Source organism: Micromonospora sp. NPDC047730 (assembly GCF_043204765.1).
GTDB lineage: Bacteria > Actinomycetota > Actinomycetes > Mycobacteriales > Micromonosporaceae > Micromonospora.
In genome coordinates, this window is the sequence record NZ_JBIDCU010000005.1 from 65,565 (window position 1) to 82,571 (window position 17,007).

The window sequence follows — 17,007 nt, forward strand, 5'->3', positions numbered from 1 at the left end:
AGGACCCGCTCGGCGTGTCGCCGTGGGAGCGGGACGGGTCACGTCGCCCGGCGGGACCGAGCTGCCGGTCACCGCAGGGTCACCACGTCCGGGGCGCTCACGTCGATGGTGTCGGCCTCGCGGTCGAGCAGGGCGGTGGCGACCCGCGCCTTGTCCGCGCCCCGGGTCGCGTCCCCCCAGACCACCACCCGGTCGTCGCGCAGCCGGAGCTTGATCCGGGCCAGCCCCTCGACGGTCACGTCCACCAGCCCGGCCCGCAGCTCCGGGGTGAGCACGGCGAGCACCTCCAGGGCGGCCCGGGTCGCCCCGTCGTCCGGCCCCGGCTCGGCGAGCCGGACCACCGGCAGGCCGTCCGGCTGCCGGGGCAGGGTCCGGAACACCACGCCCGCCCCGTCGATCACCACGAACTGTTCGCCGCGCGGCACCGCCGCCACGCCCGTGCGCTCGGTCACCCGGACCACCAGCGCGTCCGGCCAGTCCCGGGTGACGACCGCCCGCTCCACCGCCGGCAGTCCCCCGACCCGCCGCGCGATGGCGGCCAGGTCCGCCCCGGCCAGCGGGGCCCCGTCGGGCACCGCCGCCGCGTCGCGCACCTGCACCGCGCTGACCAGCTCCGCGCCCTCGACGCGGACCTCGCGCACCCCGAACAGGCCGGTGCCGAGCAGCGCCCAGGCGACCAGCCCGGCCAGGCCGAGCACGCCGGCCGCGATCGCCCACGGCAGCGCGGCCCGCATCCGGCGCTGCCGGGCGCGGGCCATGAACCGCCGGGTCGAGGCGGGGACCGCGTCGCTGCCCGCCCGGACCAGCTGCCACCGGCGCACCGGTCCGCGCCGGCCACCGCCGTCCGCGCCGGTGGTGCGCCCGCGCGCCGGACCGGGGCTCATCCGGCCGCGGGTGCCGCGCCGTCCGGGACCGCGCCGCCGACGCCGGGAACGGTGCCGCCGATGGTCGTCGCCCCGCCGGCCTCGCCGCCGGGCGTCGTGCCCGCCGGCGCCGCCGGATCGGCGGCACGCGCTGACAGCGCGTCCAGCAGCTGGTCCCCCATCAGCGAGATCGGCGGGGCGCCCATGGTCACCACGACGTCGCCGGGGCGGGCCCGCCGGGCCACCTCGGCCGGCGCCGCCTCCCACGAGTCCACGAAGACCTTCCGCTCCGCCGGCAGCGGCACGGCCTCGACCAGCGCCGCCGAGCCCTCCCCCGGCTGGCGCAGCTCGCCCGGGCCGAAGACCTCCAGCAGCACCAACTCGTCGGCGATGGCCAGCGCCTCGGCGATCTCCGTCTGGAGGTCGCGGGTGCGGTAGAGCCGGTAGGGCTGGAACACCACGATCAGTCGGCCGTCCCCGGCCACCTCGCGCAACGTCTGCAGCGCCAGCGTCATCGAGGTCGGGTGGTAGGCGTACTCGTCGTAGACCAGCACGTCGTCCGCGACGCCCTTACGCTCGAAGCGCCGCCGCACGCCGGGGAACGCCGCGAGCGCGGCCTCGGCCGACTCCAGCGGCAGCCCCAGCAGGTACGCGGCCAGCACCGCCGAGGCGCTGTTGAGCCCCATGTGCCGCCCCGGCACCGGCAGCCGGAACTCGCCCAGCGACCGGCCGTCGATCTGCGCCAGGTAGCGGACTCCCCGGGCCGACGAGGCGATCCCGGTCAGCCGCAGGTCGGCGTCGGCCGCCTCGCCGTACGTGTGCACCCGCCGGCCCTCCGCGCGCAGCGTCTCGGCCAGCCGCCGCCCGCCCGGGTCGTCGGCGCAGGTGATGATGAAGCCGTCCGGGTCGGTGAGCCGGGCGAACTCGGCGAAGGCCGCCTCCAGGTTGGCCAGGTCGCCGTAGGTGTTCAGGTGGTCGGCCTCGACGTTGGTGATGATCGACACGTACGGGCGGTAGATCAGGAAGGAGCGGTCGCTCTCGTCCGCCTCGACCACGAAGTACTCGCCCGTGCCGTGGTGGGCGCCCGAGCCGACCTCGGAGATCTCCCCGCCGATCACGAAGGACGGGTCCTGCCCGGCCTGCTGGAGCACCATCGTGACCATCGAGGTGGTGGTGGTCTTGCCGTGCGTGCCGGCGACCGCCACCGTCCGGCGGCCGGTCATCGCGGCGGCCAGGGCCTCGGAGCGGTGCAGCACGCGCAGGCCGCGCCGGCGCGCCTCCACCATCTCGAGGTGGTCCTGCGGGATCGCCGAGGAGTAGACGACCGTGTCGACGCCGTCGAGGTTGGACGCCTCGTGGCTCATGTGGATGGTCGCGCCGAGAGCGCGCATGCCGGCCAGGGAGGGCCACTCCCGCAGCTCGCTGCCGGAGACCCGGATGCCCCGGGTGAGGAAGAGCCGGGCCAGGCCGCTCATGCCGACCCCGCCCACCCCGATCAGGTGGATCGTGCCCAGGTCCTCCGCGGTGAGCGTGCCGGCCGGGGTGAACTGTGCGGTGTTCATGACGAGAACCTTCCGGTCGCGGCGGCGCGGGCCTCGGGGCGGACGGGCCGCGCCCTCATCGGGCCACCGCCTCGTAGACGAAGTTGAGCAGCGCCTCGTCGCCGTCGCGGCGCCCGTACGCGGCCGCGGCGGCGCCCATGGCGGCGAGCCGGTGCGGGTCGCGGATCAGCGGGATGACGGTCCGCTCGACCCAGTCGGGGGTCAGCTCGGCGTCGTCGACGAGCAGCCCGCCGCCGGCCTCCACCACGGGCAGCGCGTTGCGCTTCTGCTCCTGGTTGCTGTGCGGGTAGGGCACGTAGATGGTGGGCAGCCCGATCGCGGCCACCTCGGCGCAGGTCATCGCCCCGCCCCGGCCCAGCATCAGGTCGGCGGCGGCGTAGCCGGCCTCCATCTCGGACAGGTACGGCAGCGTCACGTACGGGACCGGCAGGTCGGTGGGGACCGGCACCGGCTCGTTGCGGGCGCCGATCACGTGCAGCACCTGCACCCCGTTGCGGGCGAGTTCCTTGGCCGCCCCGGCGACCGCGAGGTTGATCGAGCGGGCGCCCTGCGAGCCGCCGGCGACGAAGAGCACCGGCAGGTCGGGACGGAGCCCGAAGTGGGCCCGCGCCGCGTTGCGCATGGCGACCCGGTCCAGGCCGGCGATGCCCCGGCGCAGCGGCACGCCGACGACTCGGGCGTCGCGCAGCGCCTCGGCCTGGGCGGGCTGGTGCGGGAAGCCGACGGCGACGTGCTTGGTGAACCTCATGCCGAGCCGGTTGGCCACGCCCGGCGGCACGTTCACCTCGTGGATGACGATCGGCAGCTCGCGCCGCCAGGCCGCGAGGTAGGCCGGCACGGAGACGTACCCGCCGAAGCCCACCACCACGTCGGCGCGCACCTCGTCGATCACCTTGCCCGCGGCGCGGGCCGCGGTCCACATCCGGCCCGGGGTCTTGACCAGGTTCATGTTGACCGACCGGGGCAGCTGGTAGGCCGGGATCTGCCGCAGGTCGTAGCCCTGCGGCGGGATCAGCTCGTTCTCCAGGCCCTTCGGGGTGCCCAGGCAGGTGATCCGGACGCCGGGGTCGTGTCGGCGCAGGCAGTCGGCGAAGGCGAGCAGCGGGTAGATGTGCCCCCCGGTGCCACCTCCCGCGAGCACCACCGAACGCAGCGGACCCATCAACGTCTCCTCTCGTCCGCCGACCCGCGCCGGGTCCGGGCGAGCCGGACGCCGCGCGGTGCGGCCTGGTCGTCGGGCCGCCGCTCCCGCGACCGGGGCACGGACCCTCGGGCAGCCGGGGGCGACGCCGGGCGGCGTCGCCGCCCGGGAAGCGGCGGCAACGGGGCCCAGAGTAGTCGGACCCATCGGGCCGGCGGACGGGCATGCAGCGCTCTGGCGGCGTCGGGTTCGGCGCGGGCGAAGGAGGCGAGCATCCCGATCGCGGCGAGCGTCACGACCAGGGCGCTTCCGCCGTCGGAGATGAACGGCAGCGGCAGGCCGGTGATCGGCAGCAGCCCGACCACCCCGCCGATGTTGATCACTGCCTGGCTGACCAGCCAGGTGGTCGCCGCGGCGGCGGCGAGCCGGCGGAACGGGTCCTCGACGCGCCGGGCGATGCGCAGCCCGGTGTAGGCCAGCACGGCGAACAGGCTGAGTACCACGACGCAGCCGATCACGCCCAGTTCCTCGGCGATGATCGCGAAGATGAAGTCGTTGTGCGCCTCCGGCAGCCAGCCGAACTTGAGGCTGGACTTGCCAAGCCCCACGCCGAACCAGCCGCCGTGCTCAATGGCCAGCCGCCCCTGGTAGATCTGGTAGCAGCCCTCGAGCTTGCAGTCGTCCGGGGAGGGCGGGTTGAAGAACGACATCAGCCGGGCGAAGCGGTAGTTCTCCTCGCCCCGCTCGCCGGAGCCGGCGCCCAGGGAGGCGACGGCGATCAGCAGGCCGACGCCGAGCAGCCCGAGCACGGACAGTGTGCCGAAGACCCGCATCCGCACCCCGGCCGCCCAGAGCAGCCCCACCACCACGGCGAGCAGGCAGAGCATCGTGCCGAGGTCGTTGTAGCCGACCAGGACGAAGAGCAGGCCGACGACCGGGAAGAGCGGGGTGGCCAGCTCGCGCCACCAGCCCAGCGCGGCGCCCTTGCGGGCGATCACGTGGGCCCCCCAGAGCACCAGGGCGAACTTCGCCAGCTCCGAGGGCTGCACCTGGATGCCGCCGACGAAGAGCCACAGCAGCCGGGCCTCGATCGGGCCGATCCGGGCGGAGTCCTGGCCGGTCAGCCGCGCGTACGCGAGCAGCAGGTTGAGCACCAGCAGCAGGCCGACGGCGGTGAACAGCAGCGGCCGGCCGAGCACCCGGTAGGTCTTCGCCGGCAGCCGCTGGCAGGCCCAGAAGGCGACGATGCCGATCACCGCGAAGATCGCCTGCTTGGTGAGCGCGGCGAAGGCGTTGCCGCCCTGGGCGTACTCGCGGACGCTGGTCGCGGAGAAGACCATCGTCAGGCCGATCAGCAGCAGCAGCCCGGCGCTGGACAGCAGCAGGTAGTAGGAGGCCAGCGGGCGGTCCAGCAAGCCGCGCAGCGCGGCCAGCCCGCCCGCGGCGTCCACCCCGCGCAGCGCCCGGCCGCCGGCCTCGTCCGGCCCACGCGTCGCGGCGGGCGCGTCGCGCGTACGGGTGGCTCCGGGTGACCGCCGGGGCGTCGTCTCTGTCGTGCCCTCGATGCCTCTGCCCTCCCCCACGCAGACCATCATCGCGGTTTCCCGGGGTCGCCACCGGCGCAACCGGCCGGTCGGCGTGTCGGGCTTGCGCGCGGCGGCGTGCGCCCTCCCCAGGCCGGGCGCGGCGCGGGGCCCGGGCGACGCGCGCCCGGGCCCCGCGGCGGGACCGACCGGTCGGCTCAGGTCATGTTGGCGAGGAACTCGCTGTAGAAGAGCCCGAGCGCGATGGCCACGCCGATGCCGGCGATGATCCAGAACCGGACCACGATGTTGACCTCGCTCCAGCCGGCGAGCTCGAAGTGGTGCTGCAGCGGCGACATCCGGAACACCCGCTTGCCGGTGGTACGGAACGAGATGATCTGGATCACCACGGACATCGTGATGATCACGAAGAGGCCGCCGATGATCGGCAGCAGCAGGATCGTCCGGGTGGACATCGCCATGCCGGCGATCAGGCCGCCGAGGCCCAGGGCCCCGGTGTCGCCCATGAAGATCCGTGCCGGCGAGGTGTTCCACCAGAGGAAGCCGACGCAGGCGCCGGCCGCCGCGCCGGCGATCAGCGCGATCTCCAGCGGGTCCCGGACCGTGTAGCAGTAGTCCTGGGTGTAGTTCGGGTCGGCGCACCAGTGCCGGTACTGCCAGAACGCGATCAGCGCGTACGCCGCGAGGACCATCACCGAGGCGCCGGTGGCCAGGCCGTCGAGGCCGTCCGTGAGGTTGACGCCGTTGGTCGCGGCCATCACCACGAAGATGAAGATGACCACCGCGCCGATCTTGGAGACGTCCAGCGCCGGGATGTCCCGGATGAAGCTCAGCGTCGTGCTGCCCACGGTCTCGGTGTTGGTCACCGCGCCCGAGGCGTCGGTCATGGTGCTCGGGAAGTAGAGGGCCACGACCCCGAAGACCGCGCCGACCAGGATCTGGCCGAGCAGCTTGCCGCGCTTGTTGAGCCCGCCGCTGTGCCGCTTACGCACCTTGAGGAAGTCGTCGATGAAGCCGACGGCGCCGGAGAAGACCATCAGCCCCAGCAGCACCAGTGCGGTGATCGTCGGCTCGACCTGGGCGATCTGCGCGTCCGGCAGGGTGGTCAGGGCCAGGTGGCCGGCCACGTACGCGATGACCGTGGCGAGGATGAACACCACGCCGCCCATCGTCGGCGTGCCCTTCTTGCCCTCGTTGCTGGCGAGCCCGAGGTTTGATCGGATCGGCTGGCCGGCCTTCAACCGGGCGAACACCTTGATCGCGATCGGGGTGCAGAAGAGCGAGATCAGGAAGGCCACCCCGACGGCGACGATGACCGCCCTCATGCGGCGCCGCCCCCCGTCGCCTTCCCGTCGCCCGCGGCGTCGGCGCGCAGCGCGTCGGCCACCTCCCACGTGCGGTACCGGGAGCCCTTCACCAGCACGACGTCGCCCTGCCGTAACTCGCTCCGCAGCACCTCGACGGCCGCCGCCTGATCGGTGAGCAGCACCGACTCTCCTCCCCAGTCACCTACCGATGTCGCGCCTTCGTGGATCGGCGCGGCCGGCTCGCCCACCACGAGCAGCCGGTCGACGCCCAGCTCGGCCGCGAGCCGGCCGACCTCGGCGTGCCCGTCGCGTTCGAACGGCCCGAGTTCGGCCATGTAGCCGAGCACCGCGACGGTGCGCCGCTCCCGCCCGATGCCGGCCAGCGCGCGCAGCGCGACCGCCATGGAGGCGGGGTTGGCGTTGTACGAGTCGTCGATCACGGTCACCCCGTCGGCGCGTTCGAAGACGTCCATCCGACGGGTCGAGACCAACCCCAGCGCGCCCAGCGCGATCGCCGTCTCGGCCAGCGGCATGCCCAACTCGCGGGCCACCGCCGCGGCGGCGAGGGTGTTGGAGACCTGGTGCCGGCCGGTCAGCCCGAGCCGCACCGGCGCGGTCCCCTCCGGGGTGACCAGGGTGTACGCGGCGCGGCCCCGGTCGTCCAGCGTCACGTCCTCGGCCCGCACGTCGGCATGCGCCGCCTCGCCGTAACGGATCACCCGGGCGACCGTACGCGAGGCCATCGCGTCGACCAGCGGGTCGTCGGCGTTCAGCACGGCCAGGCCCTCGGCGGGCAGCGCCTCGACCAGCTCCCCCTTGGCCAGCGCGATCGTCTCCACCGAGCCGAACTCGCCGATGTGCGCCACCCCGACGTTGAGCACCACGGAGATCCGCGGCGGCACCACGTCGCACAGGTAGCGCACGTGCCCCACCCCGCGGGCGCCCTTCTCCATCACCAGGTAGCGGGTCTCCGGCCCGGCCTGCAGCGCCGTGTACGGATGCCCCAGCTCGTTGTTGAACGAGCCGGGTGGGGCGACCGTCGGGCCGAGCCGCGCGGCGAGCTGGGCGATCAGGTCCTTGGTGGTGGTCTTGCCGGAGGACCCGGTCAGCCCGATCACGGTGAGCCCCGGCAGCCGGTCGACCACCGCGCGGGCCAGCCGGCCCATCGCCGCCAGCGCGTCGTCGACCAGCACCATCGGCACGCCGGGCACCTCGCGGGTGCCGAGCACCGCGACCGCGCCGGCCTCCACCGCGGCGGCGGCGTAGTCGTGCCCGTCCACCTTCTCGCCGGGAAAGGCCACGAAGAGCGCGCCCTGGCGCACCTTGCGGGAGTCGAACTCGACCGGGCCGGTGACCGTGGCGTCCGGGTCGGCGGCGACGAGCCGCCCGTCGACCGCCGAGGCGACCTCGGCCAGGCTGAGCGCGATCACCGCTGACCCGCCGGGTCGGCGAACCGGGCGCGCAACGCGTCGGCCAGCTCGGTGCGGTCGTCGAACGGGTGCACCTCGCCGCCGATCTCCTGCCCGCGTTCGTGGCCCTTGCCGAGCACCGCGATGACGTCGCCCGGCTCGGCCAGCCGGACCGCCGCGTCGATGGCGGCCCGGCGGTCGGGCACCTCCTCGACCCGGGCGGCCGTGCCGGCCCGGCGGGCGCCGTCGAGCACCTCGGCCCGGATGGCCGCCGGGTGCTCCGTGCGCGGGTTGTCGTCGGTCACCAGCACCACGTCCGCTCCCTCCGCCGCGGCGGCGCCCATCACCGGCCGCTTGCCCCGGTCGCGGTCGCCGCCGGCGCCGATGACGCAGATCAGCCGGCCGGCGCCGAACTCCCGCAGCGCGGCCAGTGCGGCGACGATCGCGTCCGCCTTGTGCGCGTAGTCGACCACGCCGCGCACCGGCCCGGGGGCGGCCACCAACTCCAGCCGGCCGGGCACCCCGCCGCAGGCGGCCACGCCGGCGGCGGCGGTCTTCGCGTCCACCCCGGCGGCGACCAGGACGGCGATGGCCAGCAGGGCGTTGGCCACGTTGTGCCGCCCCGGCAGCGCCACCCCGGCCGGCAGGGTCAGCCCGTCCGGGCCGTGCACCGTGAAGCGCTGCGCGTACCCCTCGCCGCCGACCTCGTCGGCCCACCAGGTGGCGGTCGGGTCGCCGGCCGCCGAGTAGGTCACCGTCGCCGGCTTGTACAGGGGCTTCAGCGCCGGGTCGTCCTGGTTGAGCACCTCCACCGCGCAGCGCCCGTCGAACAGCTGCGCCTTCGCGGCGAAGTAGTCCGCCGAGTCGGCGTGGAAGTCCAGGTGGTCGGAGCCGAAGTTGGTGTAGCCGCCGACGGTGAACCGGACGCCCCCGACCCGCCCCATCGCCAGGGCGTGGCTGGAGACCTCCATGACCACGGCGGTGACGCCGCGCTCGCGGGCGGCGGCCAGCATCGCGTGCAGGTCGGTCGCCTCGGGCGTCGTGCGCACGCTGTCGACGACCAGGTCGCCGAGGCGGGTCTCCACGGTGCCGATCAGGCCGGTGGTGTGGCCGGCGGCGCGCAGGCCCGACTCGACCAGGTAGGCGGTGGACGTCTTGCCGGCCGTGCCGGTCACCCCGATCACCGTCAGCCCCTCGGTCGGGTCGCCGTAGACGGCCGAGGCGAGGGCGCCCAGCACCGCGCGCGGATCGGCGACCACCAACGCCGGCAGGCCCGCCTCGGCCGCGGCCGGGGCGCCCGCCGGGTCGGTCAGCACCGCCACCGCGCCGGCCGCCGCCGCGCCGGCGGCGAACTCCGCGCCGTGCCGGCGGGCACCCGGCAGGGCGGCGTACAGGTCGCCGGGGCGGACCTCCTGGCTGGCGTGGGTCACCCCGGTCACCACCAGCTCGGCGGCCCCCTCCGGGGGCTCGACGGCGAGCCGGGCGGCGAGGTCGCCGAGCCGGGTGCCGATCACGGTACGGGGACGAGGATTGCCGGGCACGGCGTCAGACCCTACCCGGTCGTCCGGTTCCGGCCGCACAGCCGCCCCGGTGGTTCGTCCGCACTCACCGATGATGTCCCGGCGTGACCGCTCAGCGCGGATAGACCGTGAACTTCGGGGCCTTCTCCCCGCTCGGCGGCACGCCGTAGTGACGCAGCGTGAACTGCATCATCTCCCGGAACGCCGGCGCGGCGATGTCCCCGCCGCCGCCGGCGGGCGTGTGCGCGAAGACCGCGATCACGTAGCGGGGGTTCTCGGCCGGGGCCATGCCGATGAACGAGGCCACCTCGCCGGGCTGCTTGCGCCCGTCGACCAGCCGCCAGCCGGTGCCGGTCTTGCCGGCGACCCGCCACTCCGGGATCGCGGCGGCCCGGCCGGTGCCGTCCTCGACGGTGGTCACCGCCTCCAGGATGGTCCGCAGGGCGGCGGCGTTCTCCGGGCTGAGCACCGACCGGGTGACCGGGGGCTCGGTCGGGGTGGACTTCCCGTCCGGCCCGATGACCGCCTTGACCAGGCGCGGCTGGACGTACGTGCCGTTGTTGGCGATCGTCGCGTAGACGGCGGCCATCTGCAGCGGCGTGGCGTCGACGCTGTGCCCGATCGGCACGGACCCGGCCGACGACCCGCTCCACTCGTCGGCCGGCAGCAGTCGCCCGCTGGCCTCGCCGGGCATGCCGACCCCGGTCGGCTCGCCGAGACCGAACCGCTTCTGGTAGTCGATCAGGCGTTCCGGGCCGAGCTTGTCGGCGATCTGGATGGTGCCGACGTTCGAGGAGTACGCCATCATGCCGGGCAGGCTCATCCGACGGCCGCCGGCCGGGTGGGTGTCGGCGAACCAGGTGTCGCCCTTGCGGATCGCGTTGGGGATCGGCAGCGTCGTGTCGGGGGTGATCTCCCGCTCCTGCAGGGCGGCGCCGAAGGTGACCGCCTTGTGCACCGAGCCGGGGTCGACCACGAAGCTGGTGGCCGCGTCCTCCCGGTCGGTCGGCTCGCTCTCCTCGGGCTTCGCCGCGTTGTAGGTGGGGTGGCTGGCCTGGGCCAGCACCTCGCCGGAGGGGATCTCGAGGACCACGGCCGCGCCGGTGCTGCCCTTGCTCTTGGCCATGTGCCGGGCCAGTATCCGCTGCGTCATGAACTGGAGGTCGCGGTTGATGGTGAGCTGTAGGGAGCTGCCCGGCTTGGCCTTCGTCGTCTCGCTGTAGCCGCCGGGGATAGGGGCGGCCAGGTCGCCGAGGCCGACCTCGTAGACCCGCTTGCCGTCCTCGCCGCGCAGCACGTCGTCGTAGCGGGCCTCCAGCCCCTCCAGCCCGACCATGTCCTGGCTGGTGAAGCCGAGCAGGTTGGCGGCGAGGTCGCCGCCGGGCACCTCGCGCCGCTCGTCGCGGTGGGTGCCGATGCCGGGCAGCTCCAGCGCGGTGATCTGCCGGGCCCGGTCGATGTCCACCCCCCGGGCCAGGTACTCGAACTCGGAGTCGGCGCCGTTGATCCGCTTGCGCGGCTTCATCTTCTCGGCCAGCTCGGAGGCCGGGATGCCGAGCAGCGGGGAGAGCGCCTTCGCGGTGCCCTGGATGTCCTTGACCCGGGTCGGGTCGGCGTAGACGTACCGCGCCTCGACGCTGTGCGCCAGCGGGGCGCCGTCCCGGTCGTAGATCGCCCCCCGCGCCGCCGGCAGGGTGACGGTGCTCAGCCGGTCGGCCACGCCGCCGCCCGCGTACGCCGGGGTGTCCACGGCCTGGAGGACGACCAACCGGATGCCGATGACGGCGAACAACGCCAGGGTCAGCACGGTGCCCAGCCGCAGCCGGCGGCGGGGATCGGCCAGCCGCGGCGGCTTCGGCGGCTTGCGCGAGGGTCGCCGGGCGGCCGGGCGGTCCGGCCGGCGCGGCTCGCGGCGGCGGGGTGCCGGCGGCTCGTCGTCGTGGCGCGGGCCGCGCGGGGTGACGGTGCGGACGACGCCGGAGCGGCCCGCCGCCTCCCGGCGGCCGGTCCGGCCGGCGCCCGCGCGCCCGCCGTCGAGCACCTGCAGGGCGGGGCGGAACGGGTCGGCGGAGCGGGTGCTGCGCGGGGTCCGGCGCTGCTCGGCGCGGCCGGCGGCGTCGTCGCGCTCGCCCCGGGCACCGGCGCGCTGCTCCCGGACGGTGCGGCCCCGCGGGGTGTACGCCCGGGCGTCGGAGATGCCACCGGCCCCCGGCTCGCCGGAACGCCGCTCGGCGCCCCGGCCACCGACGTCGCGGGACGAACCGCGCCGGGAGCCCGTGGCGTCCCGGCGCGGTTCCTCCGATCTCGGTGGCACGGTCGTCAGCCTCCCGCGCCCTGCTGGCTGGTGATCGACGGCTGGCCGTCGGCCGGCTGCGGCACCCCGATCACCTTGCCGTCGGGCAGCCGGATGTAGGCCGGCTCACCCGCCTCCACCAGGCCGAGCCGGCGGGCCTGGGCCTCCAGGTTGCCCGGGGCCTCCGCGTCGGCGATCTGCTTGTTGAGCTGCTGCTGCTCCAGGTCGAGCTTGGCCTGCTGCTCCTGGAGCTTCTCCAGCCGGAAGGCGTTCTCGTTGATCTTCGTGTTGACCAGCAGGATGCCGAGCACCCCGCCGACCACCAGCACCAGCACCAGCGCCGCGAACGGCGCCCGCGGCACCTTCACCGGCGGCGGCGGCGCCACCCGCAGCCGGGGCGGGCGCGCCGCGGTGGCGCCACCCCGCTCGGCCGGCCGCAGCGCGGCACTGCCCTGCGTCGGGAACTCGCGCGCCCCCCGGGCACGAGTCTCCCCCAGCCGGCTCGTCCGGTCCGCCTTCGGCGTGCCGGTCCCGGTGCGCGTGGCCCGCTCCGCCGCGATCCGGCCCCCCGACCGCGGTGCGCGCTGCCCGCCGCCGGTCACGTCCCGGCGGTCGCGCTTGTCATTCGTCATGTCCCTCCCCCTCTTCGTCCGTCCCTGTCCCGTCCCCCGGGATCCCTCGGATCCGTCTCGGACCCGGTGGACCCCGCCCCCGGTTGGTGCATCGCCTTGACCCGCCGGCGGTACCGTTCGCGGTCGGTACGCCCCTGCTGCGCCGCGTCCGGGTCGAGCCGCTCCGCGGCCCGCAGGCGCACCGAGGCGGCCCGCGGGTTCGCGGCGACCTCCCGCTCCCCGGGTAGTTCGGCGCCCCGGCTCAGCAGCCGGAACGTCGGACCCGACCCGGGCAGTTCGACCGGGAGGTCGATCGGGCCCTTGCTGCGGACCCGGTCGGCGAGCGCCGCCTTGGTCAGCCGGTCCTCCAACGAGTGGTAGGACAGGACCACCATGCGGCCGCCCACGTTGAGCTTGTCGAGCGCGGCCGGCAGCGCCGTCTCCAGCGCTGCCAGCTCCTTGTTTACCTCGATCCGTAAAGCCTGAAACGTTCTCTTTGCCGGGTGTCCCCCGGTTCGTCTGGCTGGTGCCGGAATCGACTCCCGCACCAGCTCCGCCAGCCGCGCCGACGAGGTGATCCGGGCCCGCTCGCGCTCCCGGATGATCGCCGAGGCGATCCGGCCGGCGAACTTCTCCTCGCCGTAGACCCGCAGCACGCGGGCCAGGTCCGGGTGGGAGTAGGTGTTGACCACCTCCTCGGCGGTCACCCCCCGGGTCTGGTCCATCCGCATGTCCAGCGGGGCGTCCTGCGCGTACGCGAACCCGCGGTCGGGCGCGTCGAGTTGCAGCGACGAGACCCCCAGGTCGAACAGGATCCCGTCGATCCCCGGGTAGCCGAGCCGGTCGAGCACCTCGGGCAGCTCGTCGTAGACGGCGTGCTCCAGGTGGACGCGGTCGGCGAAGCGGGCCAGCCGGACGCGCGCGTGGGCGAGCGCCTCCGTGTCCCGGTCCAGCCCGATGAGCACCGTCTCCGGATGCGCCTCCAGCACCGCCTCGGCGTGCCCGGCCAGGCCCAGCGTCGCGTCGACATGGACCGTCCGCCCGCCCCGGCCCAGCGCGGGGGCCAGCAACTCGAGACACCGCTCGAGTAGCACCGGCACGTGCGTGCCGCGTAGCTCCCCCATGTCGACCCCCACTGGTTGAACCTCGTCCTTCATGTGCCTGTCGTCGGACGACGCCGTGCCGTCGTACCGCCAGATCCCCATCCGCTCCCGCCCGCCGGAGGCCGCGGCCCTCCCATCGGATCGTGCGCCTGGCACCGGGGAAGGGGTGCCAGGAACTCGAAAGCGGGTGGAGATCTCGCAGTACGTCGGGCGCCGTCACGCCCTACAGACCGCCGGGCAGCACCCCCTCCTCGATGTCGGCGAAGTCGTCTTCGCTCTCCGCGAGGTAGTTCTCCCAGGCGGCCTTGTCCCAGATCTCCACCCGGGTGCTCGCGCCGATCACGACCAGATCCCGGTCGAGGGCGGCGTACGACCTCAGGTGGGCCGGGATCGTCACCCGGCCCTGCTTGTCGGGCACCTCGTCGTGCGCGCTGGCGAAGAAGACCCGGCTGTAGGCCCGGGCCGCCTTGTGCGTCATCGGCTGCGCGCGCAACTGCTCCGCGATCCGCTGGAACTCGGGCATCGGGAAGACGTAGAGGCAGCGATCCTGCCCTTTGGTGATCACGACACCCCCCGCCAGCTCGTCCCGGAACTTCGCCGGAAGGATCAACCGGCCTTTGTCGTCCAGGCGCGGGGTGTGGGTGCCGAGAAACATCGGCCCAACCCCCTCGCCCTTGAGCGGCGTTCGCGGCGCCGCTGACCCCCCGGGCCGGTGGGCCCTCCCGGCCTCACCATCGCGCCCCACTCTACTCCACTTCCCTCCACCCGCAACCAGAAACGCCCGCGTGGCGCGCCCTTCCGCCGCGCGAAACCGCACGTCAGAGGGGGTGGGGCGGAGTGGAGGGCCGGACGGCCCGCCGGAGCCGGTCCGCTTTCCGACATAGATCGACTCCGTCCGGCTGAGCGTGGTCCGGCCACCCCGCCGGACCGCCCCGGCCGAACGGTTCGCCCTCGGCGGCGATCTGGTGGGCCCGCCGGTCCGGTAACCTCGCTCGGGTGACGGACGCGAAGATGCCCCTGCGGGCGAAGGTGGCCAGCTCGGTGTCGCGGACCGCCGCGGCGCTGTCGCGGGCCGCGGGCCGCGGCGACGGCTCGGTGATCGGCGGCTGGATCGGCCTGAAGATCGATCCCGACCTGCTGGCCCACCTGTCGGCCGGGCGCGCCATCGCCCTGGTCTCCGGCACCAACGGCAAGACGACCACCACCCGGCTCACCGCCGCGGCGGTCGGGGTGCTCGGCCGGGTCGCCACCAACTCCTTCGGCGCCAACATGCCGACCGGGCACACCTCCGCGCTGGCCAAGGCCGGCAGCACCCCCTACGCCGTGCTGGAGGTCGACGAGCACTACCTGGCCCAGGTGCTGGAGGCCACCGAGCCGCACGTGGTGGCGCTGCTCAACCTCTCCCGCGACCAGCTCGACCGGGCCAAGGAGGTCGCCATGATGGCGCAGCTCTGGCGCGCCGCACTGGTCCGGCACACCGACGTCCGCATCGTCGCCAACGCCGACGACCCGATGGTGGTGTGGGCCGCGACGCCGCCGCCCAACCACGACCACCGCATCGCCCCGCCGCAGGTCACCTGGTTCAGCGCCGGGCAGCGCTGGCACGACGACTCGTGGGTCTGCCCCGAGTGCGGCTCGACCATCCAGCGCTCGGGCGAGCAGTGGTGGTGCAGCGGCTGCCCGCTGCGCCGGCCCCAGCCGCAGTGGACGGTGGAGGACGACGGCGTGCTCGACCCGACCGGTGCCTGGCACAAGGTCAAGCTCCAGCTCCCCGGCAAGGTCAACCTCGGCAACGCCGCCACCGCGCTGGCCGTCGCCGCCGAGTTCGGCGTCCGGCCCGTGGACGCGGTGCTCCAGCTCGGCACCGTCACCTCCGTCGCCGGCCGCTACGCCCAGGTCGACCGGGACGGGCGCAACATCCGGCTGCTGCTGGCGAAGAACCCGGCCAGCTGGCTGGAGGCGTTCGACATGGCCGACGAGGCGCCAACCCTGCTCTCCATCAACGCCCGCGACCCCGACGGGCTCGACACCTCCTGGCTGTTCGACGTCGACTTCGCCCCGCTGCGCGGCCGGCAGGTGCTGATCACCGGCGACCGCGCGTACGACCTGGCGGTCCGGCTGGAGGTCAACGACGTCCCGTTCCAGCACGTGCGGACGTTCCACGACGCCGTCCGGGCGGTGCCTCCGGGCCGCCTGGAGGTCATCGCGAACTACACCGCGTTCCAGGACATCCGAGCGGAGTTGGACCGTGTCAACTGAGAGCCTGCGTATCGTCTGGATCTACCCCGACCTGCTCTCCACCTACGGCGACCGGGGCAACGCCCTGATCCTCGCCCGCCGGGCGCGGCAGCGCGGGTTCCCGGTCGAGGTGCTGGAGGTCCGCTCCGACCAGCGCCTCCCCGCCACCGCCGACATCTACCTCATCGGCGGCGGTGAGGACGGCCCGCAGGCGCTCGGCGCGCAGCGGCTGCTCGCCGACGGCGGCCTGCACCGGGCCGTCGCCCAGGGCTCGGTCGTGTTCGGGGTCTGCGCCGGCTACCAGCTTCTCGGCACGTCCTTCTTCGCCAAGGGCACCCGGTGCGCCGGGCTGGAGCTGCTCGATTTCTCCTCGGACCGCGGGCCGACCCGGGCCGTCGGGGAGCTGGCCGGCGACGTCGACCCGCGGCTGGGCGTGCCGGCGCTGACCGGGTTCGAGAACCACGGCGGTCGCACCCACCTCGGCCCCGGGGTCTCCCCGCTGGCCCGGGTGACCGCCGGGGTCGGCAACGACGGCGCCACCGAGGGGGCGTGGCGGGGCAAGCTGCTCGGCACGTATTCGCACGGCCCGGCCCTGGCCCGCAACCCCGCCCTGGCGGACCTGCTGCTGCGCTGGGCCACCGGCGCGCACCAACTCCCGCCGCTCGACGACACCTGGTCGGACCGGCTCCGCGCCGAGCGCCGCGCCGCGGTGGCCGCCGCCGCCCGGGCATGAACCCGGCCGTCCGGCGGCTGCTGCGGCAGCGGTCGGCCGTCCGGTTCGCGCTGCTGCTGATCCTGCTCGCCACGTTCGGGGCGGCGCTGCTCGTCGTTCCCCTGCCGGAGGTCGGGGAGCTGCCCCGGCTGGCCGACCGGCTGGGCGACCTCGCCCCCGTGGCGGCGGTCGTCGGCGGGGCGCTGCTGCTGGTGGCGCTCGTCCCCCGGACCTTCATCACGCTCGCCTCGGGGGCGATGTTCGGCGCGCTGGAGGGTGCCGCGTACGCGCTGGGCGCGGCGCTGCTGGCGGCGGCGCTGGGCTTCACGGTCGGCCGCCTGCTCGGGCGGGAGTTCGTCGCCGAACGGGTGCGGGGCCGGCTGGCCCGGCTGGACGGCTGGTTCGCCCGGCAGAGCGTCCTCGGCGTGGTCACCGTACGGCTGCTGCCGATCGCGGGCTTCGGCCTGGTCAGCTACGGCTACGGCACCACCGGCGCCCGGGTGCTGCCGTTCCTGGCGGGCAGCGTGATCGCCTCCGTTCCCACCGCCTTCGGGTACGCGGCGGTGGGCGCGGCGGCCGCCTCCCCGGGCGACGTCAACTGGTTCGCCGCCGCGCCCGCCGCGCTCGGCCTGGTCGCCAGCGCGGTGCTGGTCCGTCGCTGGTGGCGCGCCGAGCGGCAGCGCCGGCTCGCTCCGGGCTGAGGC

General features: G+C 74.8%; 13 protein-coding genes and 1 pseudogene. 3 read left to right on the top strand and 11 right to left on the bottom strand.

The genetic code is table 11. The annotated features are described in order from the left end of the window. Nucleotides 1-68: 68 nt before the first annotated feature. The 11 genes and pseudogenes from ACGF5G_RS14380 to mraZ all read right to left on the bottom strand — a co-directional run bounded on the left by ACGF5G_RS14380 (nt 69) and on the right by mraZ (nt 14,008). The gene (locus tag ACGF5G_RS14380; RefSeq protein ID WP_357456600.1) at nt 69-884 is read right to left on the bottom strand and encodes an FtsQ-type POTRA domain-containing protein; all 816 of its coding nucleotides are present in this window, start codon (nt 882-884) and stop codon (nt 69-71) included. After that, on the bottom strand, nt 881-2,425 hold the full coding sequence (gene murC / locus ACGF5G_RS14385) for a UDP-N-acetylmuramate--L-alanine ligase (RefSeq protein ID WP_393262748.1): 1,545 nt from the start codon (nt 2,423-2,425) through the stop codon (nt 881-883). Before murC ends, ACGF5G_RS14380 begins: the two co-directional genes overlap by 4 nt. Nucleotides 2,426-2,480: 55 nt before the next feature. Beyond that, the gene (gene murG / locus ACGF5G_RS14390) at nt 2,481-3,587 is read right to left on the bottom strand and encodes an undecaprenyldiphospho-muramoylpentapeptide beta-N-acetylglucosaminyltransferase (protein ID WP_393262749.1); all 1,107 of its coding nucleotides are present in this window, start codon (nt 3,585-3,587) and stop codon (nt 2,481-2,483) included. Further along, a complete protein-coding gene (locus ACGF5G_RS14395) occupies nt 3,587-4,999 on the bottom strand; it encodes a putative peptidoglycan glycosyltransferase FtsW (RefSeq protein WP_350709390.1) in 1,413 nt (470 codons plus the stop codon). Before ACGF5G_RS14395 ends, murG begins: the two co-directional genes overlap by 1 nt. Before the next feature lie 308 nt (nt 5,000-5,307). After that, a complete protein-coding gene (mraY, locus tag ACGF5G_RS14400; protein WP_393262752.1) occupies nt 5,308-6,435 on the bottom strand; it encodes a phospho-N-acetylmuramoyl-pentapeptide-transferase in 1,128 nt (375 codons plus the stop codon). Continuing rightward, on the bottom strand, nt 6,432-7,847 hold the full coding sequence (gene murF / locus ACGF5G_RS14405; protein WP_393262754.1) for a UDP-N-acetylmuramoyl-tripeptide--D-alanyl-D-alanine ligase: 1,416 nt from the start codon (nt 7,845-7,847) through the stop codon (nt 6,432-6,434). Before murF ends, mraY begins: the two co-directional genes overlap by 4 nt. After that, entirely contained in the window at nt 7,844-9,406 is a 1,563-nt protein-coding gene (locus ACGF5G_RS14410) for a UDP-N-acetylmuramoyl-L-alanyl-D-glutamate--2,6-diaminopimelate ligase (protein WP_393262757.1), read from the bottom strand. Before ACGF5G_RS14410 ends, murF begins: the two co-directional genes overlap by 4 nt. A 52-nt stretch (nt 9,407-9,458) precedes the next feature. After that, complete coding sequence (locus ACGF5G_RS14415; protein ID WP_393262760.1) at nt 9,459-11,660, bottom strand: peptidoglycan D,D-transpeptidase FtsI family protein; 2,202 nt, start codon at nt 11,658-11,660, stop codon at nt 9,459-9,461. A gap of 5 nt (nt 11,661-11,665) precedes the next feature. Further along, a complete protein-coding gene (locus ACGF5G_RS14420; RefSeq protein ID WP_350712098.1) occupies nt 11,666-12,271 on the bottom strand; it encodes a septum formation initiator family protein in 606 nt (201 codons plus the stop codon). Continuing rightward, nucleotides 12,261-13,374, bottom strand: a pseudogene (gene rsmH, locus ACGF5G_RS14425) (16S rRNA (cytosine(1402)-N(4))-methyltransferase RsmH). The gene ACGF5G_RS14420 and the pseudogene rsmH overlap by 11 nt, the downstream one beginning before the upstream one ends. A gap of 202 nt (nt 13,375-13,576) precedes the next feature. Then, on the bottom strand, nt 13,577-14,008 hold the full coding sequence (gene mraZ, locus ACGF5G_RS14430; protein ID WP_393262763.1) for a division/cell wall cluster transcriptional repressor MraZ: 432 nt from the start codon (nt 14,006-14,008) through the stop codon (nt 13,577-13,579). Nucleotides 14,009-14,364: 356 nt separating this feature from the next. Here mraZ and ACGF5G_RS14435 point away from each other — a divergent pair, with 356 nt between their 5' ends. The 3 genes from ACGF5G_RS14435 to ACGF5G_RS14445 are packed head-to-tail and all read left to right on the top strand — an operon-like array spanning nt 14,365 to nt 17,004. After that, complete coding sequence (locus ACGF5G_RS14435; RefSeq protein ID WP_350712137.1) at nt 14,365-15,612, top strand: MurT ligase domain-containing protein; 1,248 nt, start codon at nt 14,365-14,367, stop codon at nt 15,610-15,612. After that, on the top strand, nt 15,602-16,324 hold the full coding sequence (locus tag ACGF5G_RS14440; protein WP_393262766.1) for a type 1 glutamine amidotransferase: 723 nt from the start codon (nt 15,602-15,604) through the stop codon (nt 16,322-16,324). The genes ACGF5G_RS14435 and ACGF5G_RS14440 overlap by 11 nt, the downstream gene beginning before the upstream one ends. Then, nucleotides 16,321-17,004: a TVP38/TMEM64 family protein gene (locus tag ACGF5G_RS14445; protein WP_393262769.1), complete on the top strand. Its 684-nt coding sequence runs from the start codon at nt 16,321-16,323 to the stop codon at nt 17,002-17,004. The genes ACGF5G_RS14440 and ACGF5G_RS14445 overlap by 4 nt, the downstream gene beginning before the upstream one ends. The last annotated feature ends 3 nt before the right edge of the window (nt 17,005-17,007 follow it).

Coding starts and splice junctions, on each gene's coding strand:
- mraZ (WP_393262763.1), bottom strand. CDS start 14,008: ATGTTTCTCGGCACCCACACCCCGCGCCTGGACGACAAAGGCCGGTTG.
- mraY (WP_393262752.1), bottom strand. CDS start 6,435: ATGAGGGCGGTCATCGTCGCCGTCGGGGTGGCCTTCCTGATCTCGCTC.
- murC (WP_393262748.1), bottom strand. CDS start 2,425: ATGAACACCGCACAGTTCACCCCGGCCGGCACGCTCACCGCGGAGGAC.
- ACGF5G_RS14380 (WP_357456600.1), bottom strand. CDS start 884: ATGAGCCCCGGTCCGGCGCGCGGGCGCACCACCGGCGCGGACGGCGGT.
- ACGF5G_RS14420 (WP_350712098.1), bottom strand. CDS start 12,271: ATGACGAATGACAAGCGCGACCGCCGGGACGTGACCGGCGGCGGGCAG.
- ACGF5G_RS14435 (WP_350712137.1), top strand. CDS start 14,365: ATGCCCCTGCGGGCGAAGGTGGCCAGCTCGGTGTCGCGGACCGCCGCG.
- murG (WP_393262749.1), bottom strand. CDS start 3,587: ATGGGTCCGCTGCGTTCGGTGGTGCTCGCGGGAGGTGGCACCGGGGGG.
- ACGF5G_RS14445 (WP_393262769.1), top strand. CDS start 16,321: ATGAACCCGGCCGTCCGGCGGCTGCTGCGGCAGCGGTCGGCCGTCCGG.